We start from the raw sequence: 18,563 nt of genomic DNA on the forward strand, positions 1-18,563 counted from the left end.
GGTCAGGTCAGCGCACGCGCGGCGGGCCGCAGGCCAGCGACATCAGCGACGAAGCCGGCGTACGACCAGGTCCGCGGGACGACGGCGCCGTCAGGCATTCCGGACCCGGGCGCGGCGGAACCACGTCAGGGTGGCCGTCAGCCCGTCGTGCACCGACGTCCGCGGCTGCCAGTCGAGCAGTTGCGTGGCGAGCGTGATGTCGGGCCGGCGGGCCTGGCTCTCGGTGGCCGGCGGCTCGACGAAGACGATCTCGGCGTCCGGTCCGGTGATCTGCGCGACCTCCTGGGCGAGGGTGAACACCGGCACCGCCTCCGGACTGCCGATGTTCACCGGCCCCGGGTAGCCGCCGCCGGCCAACGCCAGCAGTCCGGCCACCGCGTCATCGACGTAGCACAGCGAACGGGTCTGGGTTCCAGGACCGGGCACCGTCAGCGGCGCCCCGGTCAGTGCCTGCCGGATGAACCGCGACAGCACCCGGCCGTCGTCCAGGCGCATCCGCGGGCCGTACGTGTTGAAGATCCGCGCGATCGCCGTCCGCAGGGCGTACGTCGTGCGGTACGCCGTCGTCAGCGCCTCGGCGAAACGCCGCGACTCGTAGTAGGCGCCGTAGCCGTCCGCCGGGTCGACCTGCCCGACGCGGTCCTCGCGGCTGGGTCCGTCGCTGCCCGGGCCGTACACCTCCGACGTCGACGCCAGCACGAACCGGGCCGACCGGGAGCGGGCCAGATCCAGCGCGTTCAGGGTCCCCGCGCTGGCGATGCGCATCGTCGCGACCGGATCGAGCAGGTAGTCGCTGGGCGCGGCCGGCGCCGCCAGGTGGAAGACGACGTCGATCGGCCCGGCGAGATCGCCGTCGTCGTAGTCGTTGAGGTCGCGGCGCAGCAGCTGGAAGGCCGACTCCTTCTCCAGGTGCCGGACGTTCGCCGGCCGGCCGGTCTCGAAGTTGTCGACACAGGTGACCCGGTACCCGGACGCGATGAGCGCGTCGCACAGATGCGAGCCGAGGAATCCGGCCCCACCCGTGACCACCGCGTGTGGCTGCACGACACCGTCGTCCACCATGTTCAGGTGCGTACCCGATGGGGGACTATCGACACCGCCGACCCGGTCGGGGAGGATGATGGCCCCGTGGGGCTCGACTTGGCGGAGGACGGGCGTGACCGAACCTGATGCGGGCGATTTCGCCGAGATGGCGCTCGCGCTGCACGAGGAACCCGACGTCGAGCAGACGCTCGAGCGGGTCGTCGAGTATGCGCAGCAGGCCACCGTGTGCGACGACGCCGGGCTGATGCTGCTGCACGGCGGTGGCCGCATCGAGACCACCGTGGCCACCGACCCGCGCGTGGGCAAGGCCGACGAGTTGCAGACGACGCTCGAGGAGGGCCCGAGCCGCGCGGCGGTCGAGGTCCGGTCGTCCGTCCTGGTCGAGGACACCGCCACCGATCCGCGCTGGCCGGCATGGGGGCCGCAGGCGGCCGAGCTGGGCCTGCGCAGCGTGCTGTCGGTGCGGCTGCACACCGGCAACACCACGCTCGGCACGCTGAACCTCTACGGCCACCGGCCCGGCATGTTCGACGACGACGACACCGACGTCGCGGAGATCTTCGGCCGGCACGCGTCCATCGCCCTCGCGTCCGCGCGTGAGGAGGACGGGCTGCGGCAGGCCATCGGCGCGCGGCACCTCATCGGGCTGGCCCAGGGCATCCTCATGGAACGCTACGGTCTCGACGCCGACCGCGCCTTCGCCGTCCTGCGCCGCTACTCCCGTAATTCCAACGTCAAACTGCGTGTCGTCGCCGAGCGGATCATCGCCACCGGACGGCTGCCCGACGAGCCCTGATCCGGGCCGTTCGGCCGGTTTGCCCCCGGAACGCGTGGGTAACCGGGGGTGATGACTGTCGGGGTGATGCGGATCGTCCGGCGGACCGAGGCCGGTCGACGCAGCGATGTGATGGTGCCGAGTCCGGACGAACCCGGTGCGCGGGTGGACTCCGCGTCGTGGTGGGAGTACGGGTCGTGCCGGGCGTGGGACGCGGATCTGTTCTGCGTCCCCGAGGGGGTGTCGCCGAGCCGCAAACGCGCTCAGGAGACCCGGGCCAAGCGGATCTGCGGGACCTGTCCGGTGCGGGAACGCTGCCTCGCCGAGGCGATGGACCGGGGCGAGCAGTACGGCGTGTGGGGTGGGCTGGACACCGAGGAGCGGCGGCAGCTGGAGCGGCGACGACGGGGGATGCGCCGCTCCAGCTGACCGCGTCACCAGCCCTGACGGCGGGTGCGGTCGTCCTCCATGACGTCGTCGCTGCCGGCGTCCGGCCGGTCGGGATCGGTCCTGACCGGATCCGGTGTGTCGGGGTGCAGCGCGTCGGCCGCACGGCGCCGTTCGGCGGCCGCCGCGGCCTCCTCTCCGGCCGTGGCCTTCAGCCGCTCCGCCTCGGCCTCCTGCTCGGCTGCCACGGCCCGCGCTCGCCGGGCCCGGGCGGCCTGCTCCTCGGCCTCGGCATCGTGCCGCTCGGCGGCCCGGTCGACGGCTGCGGCCCGCTGCCGCTCCTGGACGGCCGCCTCCCGGCGGGCCGCGGCATCGTGACCGCGCCGGCGCGCGAGTAGCCAGGCGGCGACGGCGATCAGCACCACGACGACGATCAACACGACGATGAGCTCGGTACTCATCGGGTACCTCCCTCCGCCGCGGCCGGGGTGGCCGCGGCATCCGCGACCCGTACCCGAGGGTCCGGCGAGCATTCGGCCCGGTCCAGACCGCGCGGCATCAGCCCGGCGGCGGCACCGGCTCCTCCCGGACCACGTCGCGGGCCGGTTTGTCCTCACGCAGCCCTTCGAACGACGGGTGCCGCAGCGTGCCGGCGCCGGTCCACTCGGCGAACGCGACCTCGGCGACCAGTTCGGGCCGGACGAAGACGGCGTCGCGCTGCGGCTGGCGGCCGGTGAACGGGCTGTCGTCGGTGCGCAGCTCCTCCAGCCGCCGGAGCAGGCGGGCACGGGTGGCGTCGTCGAAGCCGGTGCCGACCTTGCCGGCGAACCGCAGCGCGCCCTCGTCGTCGTAGTAGCCGGTCAGCAGCGCGCCGAGCGACCCGGCCAGCCGGCCCTGGCCCGTGACCCAGCCGCCGACCACGACCTCCTGCCGGCGCACGTTCTTGATCTTCAGCCAGTCGCGGCTGCGCCGGCCCGGCTGGTACCGGCTGCCCAGCCGCTTGGCGACGACGCCCTCCAGCGCCTGCCGCCGGGTCGCGTCGAGCAGGACGTCGCCGTCGCCGCGCTGGTAGTCGGGCGCCTGCCAATGCGGCCCGGCCAGCTCGAGCGCCGCCAGCTCGCGGCGGCGCTCCTCGTACGGCGCGTCGAGCAGCGACCGGCCGTCCAGGTAGAGCAGGTCGAAGATCACGTAGACGACCGGCGTGACCTCTGCCTGGCGGCGGATGTCCGCGTCGGAGCTCAGGTGGATGCGCGGCTGGATCCGCTGGAAGCTGGGCCGGCCGTCGTCGCCGAACGCGACGATCTCGCCGTCGAGCACCAGCCGGTGCGCGCCGACGGCGTTCGACAGCGGCCGCAGCTCGGGGTACTGCCGGGTGAACTCGCGCCCGTTGCGGCCGACCAGCCGGAGCCGGCCGGGCTCGCCGTACGCGAGCGCGCGGACACCGTCCCACTTGATCTCGAAGCCCCAGTCGTCCTGGTCCGGCGGCAGCGTCGACAGCGTCGCGGCCATCGGCGCCAGCGCCTCCGGCATCGGCTCGCCGTCGTCGTCCGGCGGGCCGTCCATGCGGTGGATCATCCAGTCGTCGCCACGGGTGCGGAACAGCGCGAACCGGCCCCGGACCCGCTCACCGTGCAGCCGCGCCACGACCTTGTCGTCCTGGAACTTCTCCGCCTCGTAGGTGCCGCTGTCCCAGATGGTCAGGGCGCCGCCGCCGTACTGGCCGGCCGGGATCTCGCCGTCGAAGGTGAGGAACTCCAGCGGGTGGTCGTCGGTGCGGACGGCGAGCCGGTTCTCGTCCGGCGTGCGCGGGAACCCGCGGGGCAGTGCCCACGACGCCAGCACGCCCTCGTGCTCGAGCCGCAGGTCCCAGTGCAGCCGGCGGGCATGGTGCTCCTGGACGACGAAGCGCCCGCCGGAACCAACGTCCTCGCTCATCCGTTCCATGGTCGCCGGGCAGTACCCCGCCGACAAGGACGACGCCGGAATAGCCCGAGCTGCCGAGACGTTCCTCTTGCTGGAAGTTCTCGGTAGGCCGCCACCGGCCCGGGGCTTCGGGAGCCGGATCGAGAGATCCGCGAGCTCCCGCAGGGCAACCCACCTACGCACACCACCGACGGTCAGCGCGCCTGCGCGCGACCTGGGCGTGCCATGGCGCCGAGACGACGTTGAGACGAGTGAGGAGACGAACGAATGACGATGGTGCAGGAGCAGGTCCGATCCCCGGCCAGAGTGCGGGACGAGGACTACGACCTGGTCGGCCAGTACCTCAAGCAGATCGGCAGCACGCCGCTGCTGTCCGCGGCCGAAGAGGTCGAACTGGCGCGCCGCATCGAGGCCGGCGTCTACGCGGCGTCGCTGCTCGAGACCGAGGGTCCCGGCCGGCGCCGGGACGAGCTGGCGGCCCTGGTGCGCGACGGCGAGCAGGCCAGGGACCACATGATCCGCGCCAACCTGCGGCTGGTCGTGTCCGCCGCGCGCAAGTACTACCGCAACAGCGGGCTGCCGTTCCTGGACGTCGTGCAGGAGGGGAACCTGGGGCTGATCCGTGCGGTCGAGAAGTTCGACTACACGAAGGGGTTCAAGTTCTCGACCTACGCGATGTGGTGGATCCGGCAGGCTATCGAGCGCGGCAAGGCCGAGCGGGCGCGCACCATCCGGCTGCCCGTGCACGTCATCGAGACGCTGTCCAAGATCGGCAAGGCCGAGCGCAAGCTCACCGTCGACCTGGGCCGCGAGCCCACGGCGGAGGAGCTGGCCGCCGAGACCGATCTCGCCCCCGCCCGGGTGATCGAGCTGCGCCGCATCTCGCGCGACACCCTCAGCCTCGACACCCCGGTCGGCGACGAGGGCAGCGCGAGCATCGGCGACCTCATCGAGGACACCGAGACGCCGCAGGCCACCGACGTCATCGAGTTCCAGGCGCTCGGTGAGCAGGTCCGCGGCCTCGTCAACACCCTGGCCCCGCGCGAGGCGCTGATCGTCTCGATGCGTTTCGGCCTCGAGGACGGCGAGCAGCACACCCTGCAGGAGGTCGCCGAGCGAGTCGGCCTGACCAAGGAGCGGGTGAGGCAGCTGGAGAAGCTGGCGCTGGCCGAGCTCCGCGACCCCGCGCGGCACCAGCCGCTGCTGGACTGGGCCGGCTGAGCCGGGCTCCGCTGGGTACTCGGCAGGGATGACCGAGAACCCCGAGCATCCTGACGGCGTCCATCACACGACGCAGGAGGAGCGCGACCGCGCGATGGCCGTGCACTCCGTCGACGACGAGACCCGCGTGCACGGCGACGCCGACGAGACCGAGCAGGTCATGGGCGCCGACGGCGAGCTGCGCAGGCCTGAGCCCGAGCCCGGCGACGGCGACTGACCTCAGCCGGCGAGGAACGACAACCGCAGCTTGCGCTCGCGGTTGTCGACGTTGGAGTCGACCACGACCACGCTCTGCCAGGTGCCCAGCGCAGGTACGCCGCCCAGCACCGGCAGCGTCAGCGACGGCGCGATGAAGGCCGGCAGGACGTGGTCGCGGCCGTGGCCGAGACTGCCGTGGCGGTGACGGTAGACGTCCTCGCGCGGCAGCAGCCGGTCGACGGCGCCGGCGAGGTCGGGCTCGGTGCCGGAGCCGGTCTCGATCAGCGCCAGCCCGGCCGTGGCATGCGGCACGAACAGCTGACACAGGCCGTCGCCCTTGCCGCGGCAGTAGTCGAGCACGTCGCGGGTCACGTCGGTGACCAGGTCGGTGCCGGTGCGCAGGTCGATGATCAGGCTGTCCACGGGTCCATTCTGGTGGCTGGGGTCCACGCGCGTTCCGGAAGGCCGACGTGTGCCCGTAACCTTCTGGCCAGCGAGGTGATCAGACTGTGAGGCAGGCGCCAATGGGAGGCGGGCGATCATCGGGGAAGACTTCGAGGTCGTGTTCGACGCGGCGCGCGCCGGCGCGCCGTGGGCCTTCGAGCGCCTGTACACCGATCTCGCGCCGGTGGTCACGGGCTACCTGCGACTCCAGGGAGCGGCCGAGCCCGACGATCTGACCAGCGAGGTCTTCCTCGGGGTTTTCGCCGGGCTGCCCTCGTTCGAGGGGACGGAACCGCAGTTCCGGTCGTGGGTCTTCACCATCGCGCACCGGCGGCTCGTCGACGAGCGACGGCGGGCCGTGCGGCGACCCAGCGAACCCACCGACGACCCCGCGACGCTCGACGGCCCGGGCGGCGACGCCGAGGCCGAGGCGCTGGACGCGCTGGGGCTGCGGCGGGTGTACGAGCTGTGCGCCACGCTGTCGGCGGAGCAGCGCGAGGTCGTGCTGCTGCGCGTCGTCGGCGACCTCACGGTCGAGCAGGTCGCCCGCGCCGTCGGCCGGTCCGTGGGCGCGGTGAAGGCGCTGCAGCGGCGCGGTCTGACCGCGCTGCGAAAAAAAGTCGAGTGACCCCGTACCCCCTGGCGCACCCGCGGCGATTACAGGGACGAGATGCTTCCGCTGCACCTGCTCGACGAGGACACCGTCGAGGCCCTGCTGACCGGCCGCCCGGTCCAGCCCGGACTCGCGCCGTTGGCCGGCGCCGTCGGGCAGATCCGCGCTGCCTCGCGGCAGCCGGTGCGGCCGTCGGACGAGTTGGCGCGGCGCATGGCCAGCGGCGACTTCACCGGCATCACGCCCGCCCTGCCGGCCTCTGAGCCGGCTCGCCGCAGGCTGCGGTCGTGGCTGGCCGGCGCCAGCCCGCGTGCCCGTGTCGTCACCGGTGCCGTGGTCGTGTTCACCGGCCTGTCCGCCGCCACCGCCGCGGGCGCGCTGCCCGGTGGCGCCCAGGCCCGCGTCGAGTCGTTCATCGAGACGGTGACGCCGATCAGCTTCCAGCGCGACGAGCCCGCCCCCGATCTCGTCGAGGACGTCAGCGACACCCGCACCACCGAGCCCGGCACGAGCCGGCCCGATGACCCCGGCAAGCCGGTGACGCCACCCGGCAAGCCGGAGACCCCTCCCGGGAAGCCCGAGAAGCCGCCGGGCAAACCCGAGACTCCGCCGGGCAAGCCGCCCGAGAAGCCGGACAACCCGAACAAGCCCGAGTCGCCGCCCGGCAAGCCCGAGAAGACGGAGAAGCCCGGCAACCAGGGCAACGGAAACGGCAACTCCGGTAACGGCAATGGCAATTCCGGGAACTCCGGGAACGGCAATTCCGGTAACGGAAACGGCAACGGCAACGGAAACGGCCCCTAGGGCCCCGAGAACGCCCGACGTACCACGACGACGTCGGGTGCAGGTTGCGGCCCCGGTTCGCTGCGGAGGCCGGGGTCGCAACCTTCAACTTCCATCACGGTTTCTTCGGAGCCGTGATGTTCCCCGCCTTTCTTTCCGGCAACGATCATGGCAATCGCTTTCCGGTGGCACGGCTCCGAATGTCTCCGAGCGGACCGGGTAAGCGGACGCGTGTCGCCCATTCGGGAGGAGGCGCGGTGTCCGAGACCGCAGCAGACCAGACCACCCGGCCGGAGCCACAGCTGCTCGGCATCTACCTCAACGACCACCTGGCGGGCGCGACGGCCTGCGTGCAGTTGGTGCGCCGGCTGGCGCGAAGTCTGCGCGGGACCCCGGTGGAGGATCCGCTCGCCGACCTGGCGGAGGACGTCGCGGCCGACCGCAAGGAACTGCTCGCGATCATGGACGAGCTGGGGGTGCCGGTCCGCCGCTACAAGCTCTACACGGCGGCGGCCGCCGAACTGGCCGGCCGGCTGAAGTTCAACGGCCACCTGCTCACCCGCTCGCCGCTGAGCGTCGTCGTCGAGCTGGAGATGCTGCGGCTGGGCATCGAGGGCACGGCCAGCGGCTGGCGGACGCTGCGCACCGTGGGCGCGGCGCAGGGGCGGCCCGACGTCGGGCGGGTCGACCGTCTCCTCGAGCGGGCGGCCGAGCAGGTGGCACTGGTCGAGACGCTGCGCGTCCGGGCCGCGGCCCGGGTGTTCGTGGGCGGCTCGGCCTGAGCGCCGCCCCGCCCCGGCGGCCGGCGAGCGGCGGGCCGGGGCGCGGCGGCGGAGGTCAGACCGAACGCTGGTAGGCGCGGAACGCCCGGGTCGCCAGCCAGGCCATGACGAGCGTCAGCGCGGCCAGCAGTGCGGCCCGGCCGAACACGGCCGACCAGTCCGGATCGCCGAGCAGCGCGTCGCGGCTGGCTCGCGCCGCCCAGTCGACCGGGTTGTAGCGGGCGACGGTGCCGACCCAGCCGGGCAGCAGCGCCGGCGCCATCATCACCGTCGACATGAACGCCAACGGCAGCGTCAGGAACTGCGAGACACCGATCAGGGACTCCTGCGACCGCAGCGTCAACGCCACCGCGCAGGACAGTGCCGCGAAGATCACCGCGAGCAGCGTGGCGCACAGCAGCACCACGAGCACGCCGGCCGGGCCGCCGTCGTACCGGGCGCCGGCCAGCAGGCCGACCCCGAACACGATCAGCGATTGCACGACCGTCACGACCGCCTGGTAGGCCAGCGCACCGGTGATCAGCGCGCCCCGGCTCACCGGCGACGTGAGATTGCGGTCCATGACGCCGCGCTGCATGTCGTCGATGAACCCGGTGCCGGCCCAGCCGGCCGACATCATCGCCGTCATGACGACGACACCGGGGGTGAGGTACTCCAGGTAGGAGATGTCGCCGAAGCCGGGCAGGTCGGCGACCCGCTCGAACAGCGCGCCGAACAGCAGCAGCCACACCATCGGCTGGAGCAGGGTGAACGCCAGGTACACCGGCTCGCGGCGCAGGATCCGCAGCGAGCGCCCGATCAGGTACACCGACTGCCGCAGCGCGAGGCCGCGCCGCACGTCCGGCCGGGCCGGCGCCACCGGGGCGAGGGTCGCGCTCATGCCGCCACCTCCGTCCCGGTCAGACCGGCGCGGTCGGCACTGTGGAAGGACCGTCCGGCGTGGCGCAGGTAGACGTCGTCCAGCGAGGGCCGGGCGACGGTGACGGAGGCGAGCGGGACGCTCGCGCCCTCCAGCGCGGCGAGCAGCGCGGGCAGCGTCGCGGCGCCGTCGCCGACGCGGGCGTGCAGCCGGGCGCCGTCGACGCTGATCTCGCCGACGCCGCGGACCGTGGCGATGGCAGCGCTGGCCGCCGTCTGCTGGCCCGGGTCGGCCAGCTCGACCTGGACGGCGTCGCCGTCCAGGCCGCCCTTCAGCTCCTCCGGCGTGCCCTCGGCGACGACCTGGCCGCGGTCGATGATGACCAGCCGGTCGGCCAGGTGGTCGGCCTCCTCCAGGTAGTGGGTGGTGAGCAGGATGGTGACGCCGTCGGCCCGCGTGACGCCGGAGATCTCGGCCCACATGTCCGCGCGGGCTTCGGGGTCCAGCCCGGTGGTGGGCTCGTCGAGGAACAGCACCCGCGGCTGGTGCAGGAGCGCCAGCGCGACGTCGAGCTTGCGCTGCATGCCGCCGGACCACGTCTTGGTGACCCGGTTGGCGGCGTCGGCCAGCCCGAACCGCTCCAGCAGCTGGTCGCCGCGGGCGCGGATGTCCGAGCGGGACAGACCGTGGACGTGCCCCTGCAGCGTGAGGTTCTCGCGCCCGGTGGCGGTCGGGTCGAAGCACGGCTTCTGCGGCACGTAGCCGATCGCGCGCCGGACCCGGCCGGGCTCCCTCGCCACGTCCAGCCCGGCGACGGCGGCGGTGCCGTCGTCCGGCGTCGAGAGGGTGGTGAGGATCTTCGTGGTGGTGGACTTGCCGGCCCCGTTCGGCCCGAGCAGGCCGAACACGGTGCCACGGGGGACGGCGAAGCCGACGCCGGACAGCGCCCGGACGGCCTTCGCCCCCTTGCCGTAGGTCTTCACCAGACCCTCGGCCTCGATGGCGTGCTGCATGATGCGGATCTCCTTCCGGCGGGAAGGAACCGGTGCCGCACGGTGTCGCCCGTATCCTTGGTGGTGCAGGACCTGGGATCGGGGCGATCCGCGTGGTGAGTCTCCGGCTCCTGGTTTCCGATCGGCTCCCGGCCGTGGTGTTGCAGCACCGTGGCCGGGAGCCGTGCTCTACGTGGCGCCCTCGTCGTCGGCGAGCGCGTGGTCGTCCTGGGCGAAGGCGAGGTCGTCGGCGAACTCCACGCCGAGCTTCGCCTCGATCTCCTCCGGCGGTACGCCGGCCCGCCGAAGCTCGTGCATGCGCTGCCACATGGCGAACCCGCTGAGGCTGCCGGCGCGCAACTCGGCCAGCAGCTGCTCGACGAACGCGAGCTCGGCCTTGAGCAGGGCCTGGCTGAACTCGGCCTCGATCATGAACAGGCGTGGCATGCGGACCGCTGCCGCCTCGGCGAGGATCGCGTCGGCGGCGGTCTGGTGGAAGTGCAGGTTGCGCAGCCGCTGGGCGAGCAGCTCGGTGACCTGCTCGGGCGGCAACGCACCGGCCAGCGACAGCGCGGCCTCGAACTGGGTGAACTCCTTCTTCGGTGTGCTCAGCAGCTCGACCATCCAGTCGACCATGATCTGCGCGCCGATCTCGGTGATGGCGTAGATGGTCCGCTCGGGTCGCCGGCCCTCACGCACGGTCTCGGCCGCCTCGATCAGCCCGCGCTTCTGCAGCGACTCGACGACGGAGTACAGAGACCCGTAGTTGAGCTTGATGCTGTCCTCCTTGCGCCGCTCGCGCAGGGTGCTGGACATCTCGTACGGGTGCATGGGCCGCTCCCACAGCAGCACGAGCACGGCCAGCGCCAGCGGATTGGACGGGCGGGTGGCGGCCACGACGCCTCCTCGGAGATCTCCTGGTTCGAATACTCGACTTCGAGTATTCGCCTCCGAGTGAGCGTTGTCAACGAGGCGCACGTCCTAGGCTTCGGGGATGTCCAGCGGTCAGGTCATCGTCACCACGACGGCCGGCGACGAGACGGCGGCGCGCGAGCTGGCCGCCGGCATCGTCGCGGCCCGGCTCGGCGCCTGCGCCCAGCTCCTCCCGATCACCAGCGTCTACCGGTGGGAGGGTGAGGTGCGCACGGAACCCGAGTGGCGGGTCGAGATCAAGACCACGGTGGCGCGGGCCGAGGCGTTGACGGCGCACCTGCGCGACGTGCACCCGTACGACGTGCCGGAGATCGTGGTGACGCCGATCGTGGGCGGCAGTCGCGACTATCTCGCCTGGGTGGACGCCGAGACGAGCTGACGGCCCGAGGAGTCCGGGCCCGCGTGCGCGACGCGGGCCCGGCCACCCGTTTGCGCCGCAACGGCGCGGGCACCCCCGTGGCGAGCTCCCTGGCCCGCCGTACTGGATGACGCGTGACCGCGGCCCCGGGTTGCATCGGGGCGCGGCGCGATCGTTTGCCGAGGCAAAGGATCTTGATTCCGGGCGGCCGGCGTGCCAGAGTGACGTCCTCGCGTTGATCCAGAGAGGTCTTGACAGTCAGCACGACGCTCAGTAAAGGTAGGCGTCGGATGATATCGGTGCCTGATGGGGCGTTCCCCTCGTCGGGTGCCGACCACTGGAGGCTTGGCAGGACTCGGGGTGGAGTCCAGGTCTCCCGAATCGATGGTGGTGAAGCGTCCGTGAGCAACGACGTCGCCGTGCAGGCCCGCGACTTCGGTGGCTGCACGATCCTGACCGTTCCCGGCGATCTCGACGCGGCCCTGGCCGACGAGATCCGTGGGGCCGCCAACGCCGCTGACAGCCGTCATGTCGTGGTCGACCTGGGCCGAGCCGGCTCGGTCGACCCGTCGGCGGCGACGGCGTTGGTCGGACTGCACCAGCGCATCCGTGCCCGGGGCGGTGGTGTCTGTGTGGTCACCCGCGACCTCGGTGTACGAGCGCAGCTGGAGCGCGTGCCCGCCGGGTCGGCGCCGCGCTGCTACGCCGAGATCGGCGACGCCCTCGAGGCGTCCATGTCCGAGCGTCAGGCCGGACTCGCACAGCTCGCCTGAGCGGGGAGGTGGGCGGCGCCAGCACGCCGCCCACCTCGTCCTGCGGGTCGCTCAGCCGAGCGCGGCCAGCTCCTCCGGCGTGAGCTCCAGGTCCACGGCTGCGGCCGAGTCGCGGATCGTCTCGGGCCGGCTCGAGCCCGGGATCGGGATGACGTGTTCGCTCTTGGCCAGCATCCAGGCGAGGCACACCTGCTGCGGGCTGACGCCGTGAGCGGCGGCCACGCGGGCGAACGGCTCGTGGGCCGAGCCGAGGTCGCCGGCGCGGGAGATGCCGCCGAGCGGGCTCCACGGGAGGAACGCGATGCCGAGGCGGTCGCACAGCTCCAGTTCCGGCTCGCTGCTGCGGAACCGCGGCGAGAACTGGTTCTGCACCGACACCAGGCGGCCGCCGAGAACCTCGTTGGCCAGCTCGATCTGTTTCGGGTCGGCGTTCGAGACGCCGGCCATCCGGATCTTGCCCTCGTCGAGCAGGTCGCGCAGGGCGCCGACGGACTCCGCGTACGGGACTGCGGGGTCGGGCCGGTGGAACTGGTAGAGGCCGATCGCCTCCACGCCGAGACGCTTCAGTGACGCCTCGCAGGCCCGCTTCAGGTAGTCGGGCGAGCCGTTCTTCGTCCAGGACCCGTCGCCGGGGCGCAGGTGGCCGCCCTTGGTGGCGACCAGCACGCCGGACGCGTCGCCGCCATAGCGGGCCAGTGCCGTGGCGATGAGCGTCTCGTTGTGGCCTACTTCGCCGGCATGGAGGTGGTAGGCGTCGGCGGTGTCGATGAATGTGACGCCCGCGTCGAGCGCCGCATGGATCGTGGCGATCGAGCGGGCTTCGTCCGGCCGTCCCTCGATGGACATGGGCATGCCGCCCAGCCCGATGGAGCTGACCTGGACGTCGCCGATGCGGCGGACCTGCATGGGATGTGACCTCCGGGGATCGGGTGGTGTTCACTTCCAGTCTTGGCGCCCTGTCCACGGTGTGTCCAACAGGAGAACCCGAACGAATTCAGAAGCTACGATTCTGGGTCGTGGAACTGCGGCACTTGGAGCATTTCGTCGCCGTCGCCGAAGAGGGTCACTTCACCCGGGCGGCGCAGCGGCTGATCATCAGCCAGTCAGGCTTGTCGGCCTCCATCCGGACGCTGGAGCGTGAGCTCGGCGCCGCGCTGTTCCACCGCAACACCCGGCAGGTCAGCCTCACCGAAGCCGGCCGGGCGCTGCTGGCGGAGTCGCGGCGGGCCCTGGCGTCGGTCGAGGCGGCCCGTGAGGCGGTGGCCGCGGTCAACGGGCTGCTGCGCGGGACGGTGCGCATCGGCGCCGAGCAGTGCCTGGGAGCCGTCGACGTGCCAGGGCTGCTGGCCAGGTTCCGGGCCGCCCACACAGGCGTCGAGGTACGGCTGGACCAGGCCGGCTCCGCCCGGCTGCTCGCCGACGTCCGGGCCGGCGTGCTCGACGTCGCGTTCGTGCCGGTCGTCGCGCCGCCTCCGGAGGGCGTCGACCTCATCCCCCTGACGGCCGAAGGCATGGTCGTCCTGTGCCGGCCCGACCACCAGCTGTCCGGGCGCGGCAGCATCGGGTTGAGCCAGCTGCACGGCACGGCGTTCGTCGACTTCCAGGAGGAGTGGGCCGCCCGGCAGCTGGCCGACGCCGCGTTCGCCGCGGCCGGCCTGGATCGCCGCGTCACCATGGAGGTCAACGACGTCCACACGCTGCTCGAGCTCGTCGGGCACGGCCTCGGCGTCGCGCTGGTGCCCGAGCACGTCAGCCGCAAACGGGCCGCCCAGGGGCTGGACGTCCTCACGATCGAGGACGCCCTGCCGCGCTGGGCGGTCTCCGTCGCACTGCCGGCCGCCCAGCGCCGTGGGGTGGCCGTCGAGCGGCTGCTCGAACTGCTCGACACGCCTTAGGCGGCCGCGGCGCCGACCCGGCTGCGGAGCTGGCCGAGAATGCGGGCCAGCAGCCGCGAGACCTGCATCTGGGTGACGCCCAGGTCCTTGGCGATCTCCTGCTGCGTCCAGCCCTTGAAGAAGCGCAGATAGAGGATGCGCCGGTCGCGCGGCTTGAGCTCGCGACAGGCCGGGGCGAGTGCCACCACGGCCTCGGCACGGGCGAAGCCGTCGTCGTCCTCGCCGAGCGTCTCCGCCAGCGGTGTCTCCTCGCCGCCGGTGCCGCGGTAGTCGATGGAGGCCACTGTGAAGCACTCGTGCGAGGCGCTGGCCTCGAGGACGTCGTCGAGCCCGACGCCGAGATGTTCGGCCAGCTCGGCCGGACTGGGCGCCGCACCCTTGGTCTGGGAGATCTCCGCCGTGGCGGCGGTGACCCGGGCGTGCAGTTCCTGGACCCGGCGCGGCGGCCGGACCGTCCAGCCGTGGTCGCGGAAGTACCGCTTGACCTCGCCGGTGATGGTGGGGACGGCGAAGGACACGAAGTCCTTGCCACGGTCGGGGTCGAACCGCCGGGCGGCGTTGACCAGCCCGAGGTTGGCGACCTGCAGCAGGTCGTCGCGCTCGATGCCACGCCCGGAGTAGCGCCGGGCGATCGACTCGGCGAGCCGCAGATGAAGGAGAACGACCTCGTCGATGAGGCGCTGGCGCTGCCTGCCGGTGCTGCGCGCCGCTCGGCGCAGCAGGTCGTTGGTGAGTTCGTGACGGTCGGTGTTCTGGTGCTGGTGCTGACGGTCGTCCGTCGTCGCGAGAACGTGGGTCTGCACGGCCTACACCTCTCCAGAATGAAGCGGAAGTGGCGATTGCTTGACCACGTGACACCACCGAATCACAGTGACCCGTTCGTTATCAAGCCCCTTCCGAACAGAACGGTCCGTCTACCCCTCGGCCGGCCGCGTCCGCAGGGTTGCTGAACAGCGGCGACGGTGGGTGGCATGCGGTCCGGACCGCACGAGAACCCGCCCCGGACGCACCACTGCCCCCGAACCTACGAGAGGTTCGGGGGCAGTGGTGTGACAGGTCGATCAGACCGGACGGACCGCGTCAGCCTGCGGACCCTTCGGGCCCTGGGTGATCTCGAACTCCACCCGCTGGTTCTCGTCCAGCGTGCGGTAGCCGTCGGACTGAATCGCCGAGTAGTGCACGAAGACGTCCGGCTCGCCGTTGTCCTGTGCGATGAAGCCGAAGCCCTTCTCGGCGTTGAACCACTTGACGGTTCCCTGTGCCATGTGCCGTGTCCTCCTACGGGACGGTGACGAAGGCCGCACCGTGCGACCTCCGGGTTGCTGCCGCCGTCTCCCGCTACCACAGTGCTGGAGGCACAGAGAAGCGAAAAACGCCCGCGATAACATCCCACGGGCGTTCAAGGACGTGCGAGGAACTGTTACTGCAACCGCGGAAACAGTACCACCTTGGGCCCGCGCCGGGAAGCATACGATGATCGAACGCTAGTTGCACAAGTGTGTGTCCCACTTTGTGAACGCGGCGTATCAGGGCAACTTCCAGTCGACCGGGGGCGCGCCCAGACCCTGCAGGAGCTCGTTTGCCCTACTGAACGGGCGTGAGCCGAAGAAACCGTTGCGGGCCGACATGGGGCTCGGGTGGGCCGACTCAATGCATGGAACGTTACCAAGTAGTGGCCGGAGATTTCTCGCATCGCGACCCCACAAGATGGCCACGAATGGTGTTCCGCGCCCGACGAGGGCCCGGATCGCTTGCTCGGTGACTTCTTCCCAGCCCTTTCCCCGGTGCGCGCCGGGATTTCTCGGCGCGACCGTGAGGGCCCGGTTGAGCAGCAGCACGCCGTGCTCGGCCCACGGGGTGAGGTCGCCCGTGGCGGGCGCCGGATGGCCGAGGTCGGTGCCGTACTCCTGGAAGATGTTGACGAGGCTCGGCGGCAGCGGCCGCACCTCGGGCGCCACCGAGAAGCTCAGCCCGACCGCGTGGCCCGGCGTCGGGTACGGGTCCTGGCCCACGATGAGCACCCGGACCTCGTCGAACGGCTGGGTGAAGGCGCGCAGCACGTGCTGCCCGGCGGGCAGGTAGGTGCGTCCGGCGGCGAGCTCGGCGCGCAGGAACTCGCCCATGGCGGCGATGCTCGGGGCGACCGGTTCGAGGGCGCGCACCCAGCCGGGATCGACGAGTTCGGAGAGCGGCCGAGCGGTCATGGCGGCCAGTGTAGAGAACGGTGCGCGGCGGCGTCGGGACCGGCGCGCGGCGGTTCAGTCCGTCCCGGCGACGAGCGGTTCGAGCGTGACGTCGGGGTGCCGGCGCTGCACCGACGCCAGCCGCCACTTGTCCGGGAACAGCGCCAGCAGCGCGCCGTCGCGCCGCTCGGCGACCTCGACGCCGGCCTCGGCGTTGAGGAGGGCGACGCCGTCGGCATCGGTGCGCCGGGCCAGGCCGTAGGGCAGGGAGTCGAGCACGATCGGCACGCTGAACTCCTGGCCGAGCCGGGCCGTGGCCACCTCGAACTGCAGCGGCCCGACGGCGGCCAGGATGGGCGCGCCGTCGCCACGGCGGTTCGAGGTGAGGATCTGGACCACGCCCTCCTCGGCCAGCTGCTCGATGCCGCGGCGGAACTGCTTGGCCTTGCTGGTGTCGGTGGTGCGCGCGGTGACGAAGTGCTCCGGCGCGAACGACGGCATCGGGGGGAACGCGACCGGCGACCCCTCGGCGTACAGGGTGTCGCCGACGGTGAGCGCGTTCGCGTTGACCAGGCCCACGATGTCGCCTGGATAGGCGATGTCGATGGTCTCGCGCTCGCGGCCGAGCATGGTGCGGGCGTACTTGGTGGCGAACGGGCGGCCGGTGGCGGCATGCGTGACGACGGCGCCGCGCTCGAACCGTCCGGAGCAGACCCGGACGAAGGCCAGGCGGTCGCGGTGCGCCTTGTCCATGCCGGCCTGCACCTTGAACACCAGCCCGGAGAACGGCGCGTCGACCGGCCGCGGCGTGCCCTCGGCGTCGGGCCGGGCGTTCGGCGTCGGGGCCAGCGCGACCAGCGCGTCGAGCAGCTGGCGCACGCCGACGTTCACCACCGCGGCGCCGAACAGCAGCGGCGTCGACGTGCCGGCCAGGAACGTCTCCATCTCCAGGGTGTCGAGTAGCGAGACCTCGTCGAGCGCCGTGCCCCAGGCGTCGGCGTGCCGCTCCTTCGCCTCGGCCGCGGTGAGCACCCGCTCCTCGGCGATGCGCGCGCCGCCCGGTGCCCGCTCGAACGTCGTCATGGTCTCGTCGTCGCGGTCCAGCAGCCCGTGGAACGTGCCGGCCTCGCCGACCGGCCAGTTCAGTGGCGTGGCCGTCAGCTCGATGCGCTGGTCGAGCTCGTCGACGAGCTCGAGGGCGTGCAGGCCCGGCCGGTCCCACTTGTTCACGAACGTGACGACCGGGACGCCGCGGTGCCGGCAGACGTCGAACAGCTTCAGCGTCTGCGGCTCGAGACCCTTCGCGGCGTCGAGCAGCATGACCGCGCAGTCGACGGCGGCCAGCACGCGGTAGGTGTCCTCGGAGAAGTCGGCGTGCCCGGGGGTGTCGAGCAGGTTGATGACGTGACCCTGGTACTCGAACTGCAGCGCCGCCGACGTGACGGAGATGCCGCGGTCCTGCTCCATCTCCATCCAGTCGGAGATGGTGCCGCGCCGCCCGGACTTCCCGTGCACGGCGCCCGCCTCGCCGATGACCCGCGCGTGCAGCGCGAGCGCTTCGGTGAGCGTGGACTTGCCGGCGTCGGGGTGGCTGATGACGGCGAACGTCCGGCGCCGCGCCGCCTCGGCGGCGACGCCGGAGGCAGCAGCCGGCGACGCGGCGGAGGCAGGGGGCATGTCGTCAAGTCTACGGTGACCGGATGTGGCGGTAGATCGGCACGATCCCGCTGGCAGCCGGGGCGGTGGCGGCGCAGCATCGAACCATGAGCAGAGCACTACTCGTCATCGACGTCCAGGAGTCGTTCCGGCAGCGGCCGAGCTGGGAGCTGATCTCCGATCCCGGCGTGGCCGCGAAGGCGGCACGGCTGGTCGAGCACGCCCGCGCCCAGGACGACCTCGTCGTCTGGGTGCTGCACACCGAGCCGGGCACCGGCACCGTCTTCGACCCGGAGCTCGGACACGTCCGGCTGCTGCCCGGCCTGGACCCGCGGCCGGGGGAGCCGGTGCTGACGAAGACCTCGCACAACGCGTTCACGACCACCGGTCTGCAGCAGCTGCTCACCGAGCGGGGCGTGCGCGAGGTGGTGGTCAGCGGCATCCGCACCGAGCAGTGCTGCGAGACGACGGCGCGGCTGGCGTCGGACCTCGGCTACCAGGTGACGTTCGTCCTCGACGCGACCGCGACGAACCCGATCGAGCACCCGGACGCGCCGGCCGGGCGGACCAACGCGGAGATCCTGGCCGACCCCCGCACCCTGGGTGTCGAGGAGATCCTCACGCGGACGGAGTACGCGCTGGCCGGCCGGTTCGCGACCGTCACGCGAGTGGCCGACGTCGTGGGCGAGCCGGCCACCGTCTAGCGTCCTCGTCTGCCCGGACCTGTTCCATGATCATCAAGGA

Annotated in this window: 23 protein-coding genes; 11 read left to right on the forward strand and 12 right to left on the reverse strand. The window is 72.1% G+C overall.

The features are described from left to right. Positions 1-90 precede the first annotated feature (90 nt). A complete protein-coding gene (locus DZA62_RS00455) occupies positions 91-1,062 on the reverse strand; it encodes an NAD-dependent epimerase/dehydratase family protein (RefSeq protein ID WP_116946841.1) in 972 nt (323 codons plus the stop codon). Positions 1,063-1,156: 94 nt separating this feature from the next. Here DZA62_RS00455 and DZA62_RS00460 point away from each other — a divergent pair, with 94 nt between their 5' ends. Together DZA62_RS00460 and DZA62_RS00465 are read left to right on the forward strand one after the other, a co-directional pair. After that, positions 1,157-1,840, forward strand: coding sequence for a GAF and ANTAR domain-containing protein (locus tag DZA62_RS00460; RefSeq protein WP_198663275.1), 684 nt, complete (start codon positions 1,157-1,159; stop codon positions 1,838-1,840). 66 nt (positions 1,841-1,906) lie between these two features. After that, positions 1,907-2,248, forward strand: coding sequence for a WhiB family transcriptional regulator (locus DZA62_RS00465; protein WP_198663276.1), 342 nt, complete (start codon positions 1,907-1,909; stop codon positions 2,246-2,248). Between the two features lie 5 nt (positions 2,249-2,253). On the opposite strand, the gene DZA62_RS00470 is transcribed toward DZA62_RS00465, so the two are convergent. Further along, on the reverse strand, positions 2,254-2,667 hold the full coding sequence (locus DZA62_RS00470; protein ID WP_116946842.1) for a hypothetical protein: 414 nt from the start codon (positions 2,665-2,667) through the stop codon (positions 2,254-2,256). Between the two features lie 97 nt (positions 2,668-2,764). Then, complete coding sequence (gene ligD, locus DZA62_RS00475) at positions 2,765-4,141, reverse strand: non-homologous end-joining DNA ligase (protein WP_198663277.1); 1,377 nt, start codon at positions 4,139-4,141, stop codon at positions 2,765-2,767. Positions 4,142-4,396: 255 nt separating this feature from the next. On the opposite strand from ligD, the gene DZA62_RS00480 reads away from it, so the two are divergent. Both DZA62_RS00480 and DZA62_RS00485 read left to right on the forward strand, forming a co-directional pair. After that, positions 4,397-5,350, forward strand: a complete 954-nt coding sequence (locus DZA62_RS00480) for a sigma-70 family RNA polymerase sigma factor (RefSeq protein ID WP_116946844.1) — start codon at positions 4,397-4,399, stop codon at positions 5,348-5,350. Between the two features lie 28 nt (positions 5,351-5,378). Continuing rightward, positions 5,379-5,567 carry a hypothetical protein gene (locus tag DZA62_RS00485; RefSeq protein ID WP_116946845.1) on the forward strand — a complete coding sequence of 63 codons (189 nt, stop codon included), beginning with the start codon at positions 5,379-5,381 and terminating at the stop codon, positions 5,565-5,567. Positions 5,568-5,569: 2 nt separating this feature from the next. Here the strand turns inward: DZA62_RS00485 and DZA62_RS00490 are convergent, their stop codons facing one another. Beyond that, on the reverse strand, positions 5,570-5,932 hold the full coding sequence (locus DZA62_RS00490; RefSeq protein WP_408618037.1) for a YjbQ family protein: 363 nt from the start codon (positions 5,930-5,932) through the stop codon (positions 5,570-5,572). 178 nt (positions 5,933-6,110) lie between these two features. Here DZA62_RS00490 and DZA62_RS00495 point away from each other — a divergent pair, with 178 nt between their 5' ends. From DZA62_RS00495 to DZA62_RS00505, 3 genes are all read left to right on the forward strand, one after another. Beyond that, positions 6,111-6,620 (forward strand): RNA polymerase sigma factor, encoded by a 510-nt coding sequence (locus DZA62_RS00495; protein ID WP_157987385.1) that lies wholly within the window; start codon positions 6,111-6,113, stop codon positions 6,618-6,620. A 42-nt stretch (positions 6,621-6,662) separates the two neighbouring features. Then, a complete protein-coding gene (locus DZA62_RS00500) occupies positions 6,663-7,409 on the forward strand; it encodes a hypothetical protein (protein ID WP_116946848.1) in 747 nt (248 codons plus the stop codon). Between the two features lie 236 nt (positions 7,410-7,645). Next, the gene (locus DZA62_RS00505) at positions 7,646-8,170 is read left to right on the forward strand and encodes a hypothetical protein (RefSeq protein WP_116946849.1); all 525 of its coding nucleotides are present in this window, start codon (positions 7,646-7,648) and stop codon (positions 8,168-8,170) included. Positions 8,171-8,225: 55 nt separating this feature from the next. On the opposite strand, the gene DZA62_RS00510 is transcribed toward DZA62_RS00505, so the two are convergent. The 3 genes from DZA62_RS00510 to DZA62_RS00520 all read right to left on the reverse strand — a co-directional run bounded on the left by DZA62_RS00510 (position 8,226) and on the right by DZA62_RS00520 (position 10,918). Then, entirely contained in the window at positions 8,226-9,050 is an 825-nt protein-coding gene (locus tag DZA62_RS00510; RefSeq protein WP_116946850.1) for an ABC transporter permease, read from the reverse strand. Next, positions 9,047-10,042: an ABC transporter ATP-binding protein gene (locus tag DZA62_RS00515; RefSeq protein WP_116946851.1), complete on the reverse strand. Its 996-nt coding sequence runs from the start codon at positions 10,040-10,042 to the stop codon at positions 9,047-9,049. The genes DZA62_RS00510 and DZA62_RS00515 overlap by 4 nt, the downstream gene beginning before the upstream one ends. A gap of 168 nt (positions 10,043-10,210) precedes the next feature. Further along, positions 10,211-10,918: a PadR family transcriptional regulator gene (locus tag DZA62_RS00520; protein WP_198663278.1), complete on the reverse strand. Its 708-nt coding sequence runs from the start codon at positions 10,916-10,918 to the stop codon at positions 10,211-10,213. Positions 10,919-11,015: 97 nt separating this feature from the next. On the opposite strand from DZA62_RS00520, the gene cutA reads away from it, so the two are divergent. Continuing rightward, complete coding sequence (gene cutA / locus DZA62_RS00525; RefSeq protein ID WP_116946852.1) at positions 11,016-11,333, forward strand: divalent-cation tolerance protein CutA; 318 nt, start codon at positions 11,016-11,018, stop codon at positions 11,331-11,333. Positions 11,334-11,713: 380 nt separating this feature from the next. Further along, positions 11,714-12,085, forward strand: a complete 372-nt coding sequence (locus tag DZA62_RS00530) for an STAS domain-containing protein (RefSeq protein ID WP_157987386.1) — start codon at positions 11,714-11,716, stop codon at positions 12,083-12,085. A gap of 51 nt (positions 12,086-12,136) precedes the next feature. On the opposite strand, the gene DZA62_RS00535 is transcribed toward DZA62_RS00530, so the two are convergent. After that, positions 12,137-12,991 (reverse strand): aldo/keto reductase, encoded by an 855-nt coding sequence (locus tag DZA62_RS00535; RefSeq protein ID WP_116946854.1) that lies wholly within the window; start codon positions 12,989-12,991, stop codon positions 12,137-12,139. Between the two features lie 110 nt (positions 12,992-13,101). Between DZA62_RS00535 and DZA62_RS37105 the strand changes: the two genes are divergently transcribed. Then, on the forward strand, positions 13,102-13,980 hold the full coding sequence (locus DZA62_RS37105; protein ID WP_116946855.1) for a LysR family transcriptional regulator: 879 nt from the start codon (positions 13,102-13,104) through the stop codon (positions 13,978-13,980). On the opposite strand, the gene DZA62_RS00545 is transcribed toward DZA62_RS37105, so the two are convergent. The 4 genes from DZA62_RS00545 to DZA62_RS00560 form a co-directional block, all read right to left on the reverse strand. Continuing rightward, complete coding sequence (locus tag DZA62_RS00545) at positions 13,977-14,783, reverse strand: SigB/SigF/SigG family RNA polymerase sigma factor (RefSeq protein ID WP_198663279.1); 807 nt, start codon at positions 14,781-14,783, stop codon at positions 13,977-13,979. The two genes, DZA62_RS37105 and DZA62_RS00545, sit on opposite strands and share 4 nt — an antisense overlap. A gap of 258 nt (positions 14,784-15,041) precedes the next feature. Then, positions 15,042-15,245: a cold-shock protein gene (locus DZA62_RS00550; protein ID WP_069109710.1), complete on the reverse strand. Its 204-nt coding sequence runs from the start codon at positions 15,243-15,245 to the stop codon at positions 15,042-15,044. A 261-nt stretch (positions 15,246-15,506) separates the two neighbouring features. Then, on the reverse strand, positions 15,507-16,184 hold the full coding sequence (locus tag DZA62_RS00555) for a uracil-DNA glycosylase (protein WP_116946856.1): 678 nt from the start codon (positions 16,182-16,184) through the stop codon (positions 15,507-15,509). A 54-nt stretch (positions 16,185-16,238) separates the two neighbouring features. Next, positions 16,239-17,840: a peptide chain release factor 3 gene (locus DZA62_RS00560; RefSeq protein ID WP_116946857.1), complete on the reverse strand. Its 1,602-nt coding sequence runs from the start codon at positions 17,838-17,840 to the stop codon at positions 16,239-16,241. 86 nt (positions 17,841-17,926) lie between these two features. On the opposite strand from DZA62_RS00560, the gene DZA62_RS00565 reads away from it, so the two are divergent. Then, the gene (locus tag DZA62_RS00565) at positions 17,927-18,523 is read left to right on the forward strand and encodes a cysteine hydrolase family protein (protein ID WP_116946858.1); all 597 of its coding nucleotides are present in this window, start codon (positions 17,927-17,929) and stop codon (positions 18,521-18,523) included. The last annotated feature ends 40 nt before the right edge of the window (positions 18,524-18,563 follow it).

This window comes from Jiangella endophytica, assembly GCF_003427025.1.
Classification (GTDB): Bacteria; Actinomycetota; Actinomycetes; order Jiangellales; family Jiangellaceae; genus Jiangella; species Jiangella endophytica.

Coding starts and splice junctions, on each gene's coding strand:
- DZA62_RS00560 (WP_116946857.1), bottom strand. CDS start 17,840: ATGCCCCCTGCCTCCGCCGCGTCGCCGGCTGCTGCCTCCGGCGTCGCC.
- DZA62_RS00465 (WP_198663276.1), top strand. CDS start 1,907: ATGCGGATCGTCCGGCGGACCGAGGCCGGTCGACGCAGCGATGTGATG.
- ligD (WP_198663277.1), bottom strand. CDS start 4,141: ATGAGCGAGGACGTTGGTTCCGGCGGGCGCTTCGTCGTCCAGGAGCAC.
- DZA62_RS00510 (WP_116946850.1), bottom strand. CDS start 9,050: ATGAGCGCGACCCTCGCCCCGGTGGCGCCGGCCCGGCCGGACGTGCGG.
- DZA62_RS00480 (WP_116946844.1), top strand. CDS start 4,397: ATGACGATGGTGCAGGAGCAGGTCCGATCCCCGGCCAGAGTGCGGGAC.
- DZA62_RS00565 (WP_116946858.1), top strand. CDS start 17,927: ATGAGCAGAGCACTACTCGTCATCGACGTCCAGGAGTCGTTCCGGCAG.
- DZA62_RS00470 (WP_116946842.1), bottom strand. CDS start 2,667: ATGAGTACCGAGCTCATCGTCGTGTTGATCGTCGTCGTGGTGCTGATC.
- cutA (WP_116946852.1), top strand. CDS start 11,016: ATGTCCAGCGGTCAGGTCATCGTCACCACGACGGCCGGCGACGAGACG.
- DZA62_RS00485 (WP_116946845.1), top strand. CDS start 5,379: ATGACCGAGAACCCCGAGCATCCTGACGGCGTCCATCACACGACGCAG.
- DZA62_RS00500 (WP_116946848.1), top strand. CDS start 6,663: ATGCTTCCGCTGCACCTGCTCGACGAGGACACCGTCGAGGCCCTGCTG.
- DZA62_RS00535 (WP_116946854.1), bottom strand. CDS start 12,991: ATGCAGGTCCGCCGCATCGGCGACGTCCAGGTCAGCTCCATCGGGCTG.
- DZA62_RS00550 (WP_069109710.1), bottom strand. CDS start 15,245: ATGGCACAGGGAACCGTCAAGTGGTTCAACGCCGAGAAGGGCTTCGGC.
- DZA62_RS00455 (WP_116946841.1), bottom strand. CDS start 1,062: ATGGTGGACGACGGTGTCGTGCAGCCACACGCGGTGGTCACGGGTGGG.
- DZA62_RS00555 (WP_116946856.1), bottom strand. CDS start 16,184: ATGACCGCTCGGCCGCTCTCCGAACTCGTCGATCCCGGCTGGGTGCGC.
- DZA62_RS00515 (WP_116946851.1), bottom strand. CDS start 10,042: ATGCAGCACGCCATCGAGGCCGAGGGTCTGGTGAAGACCTACGGCAAG.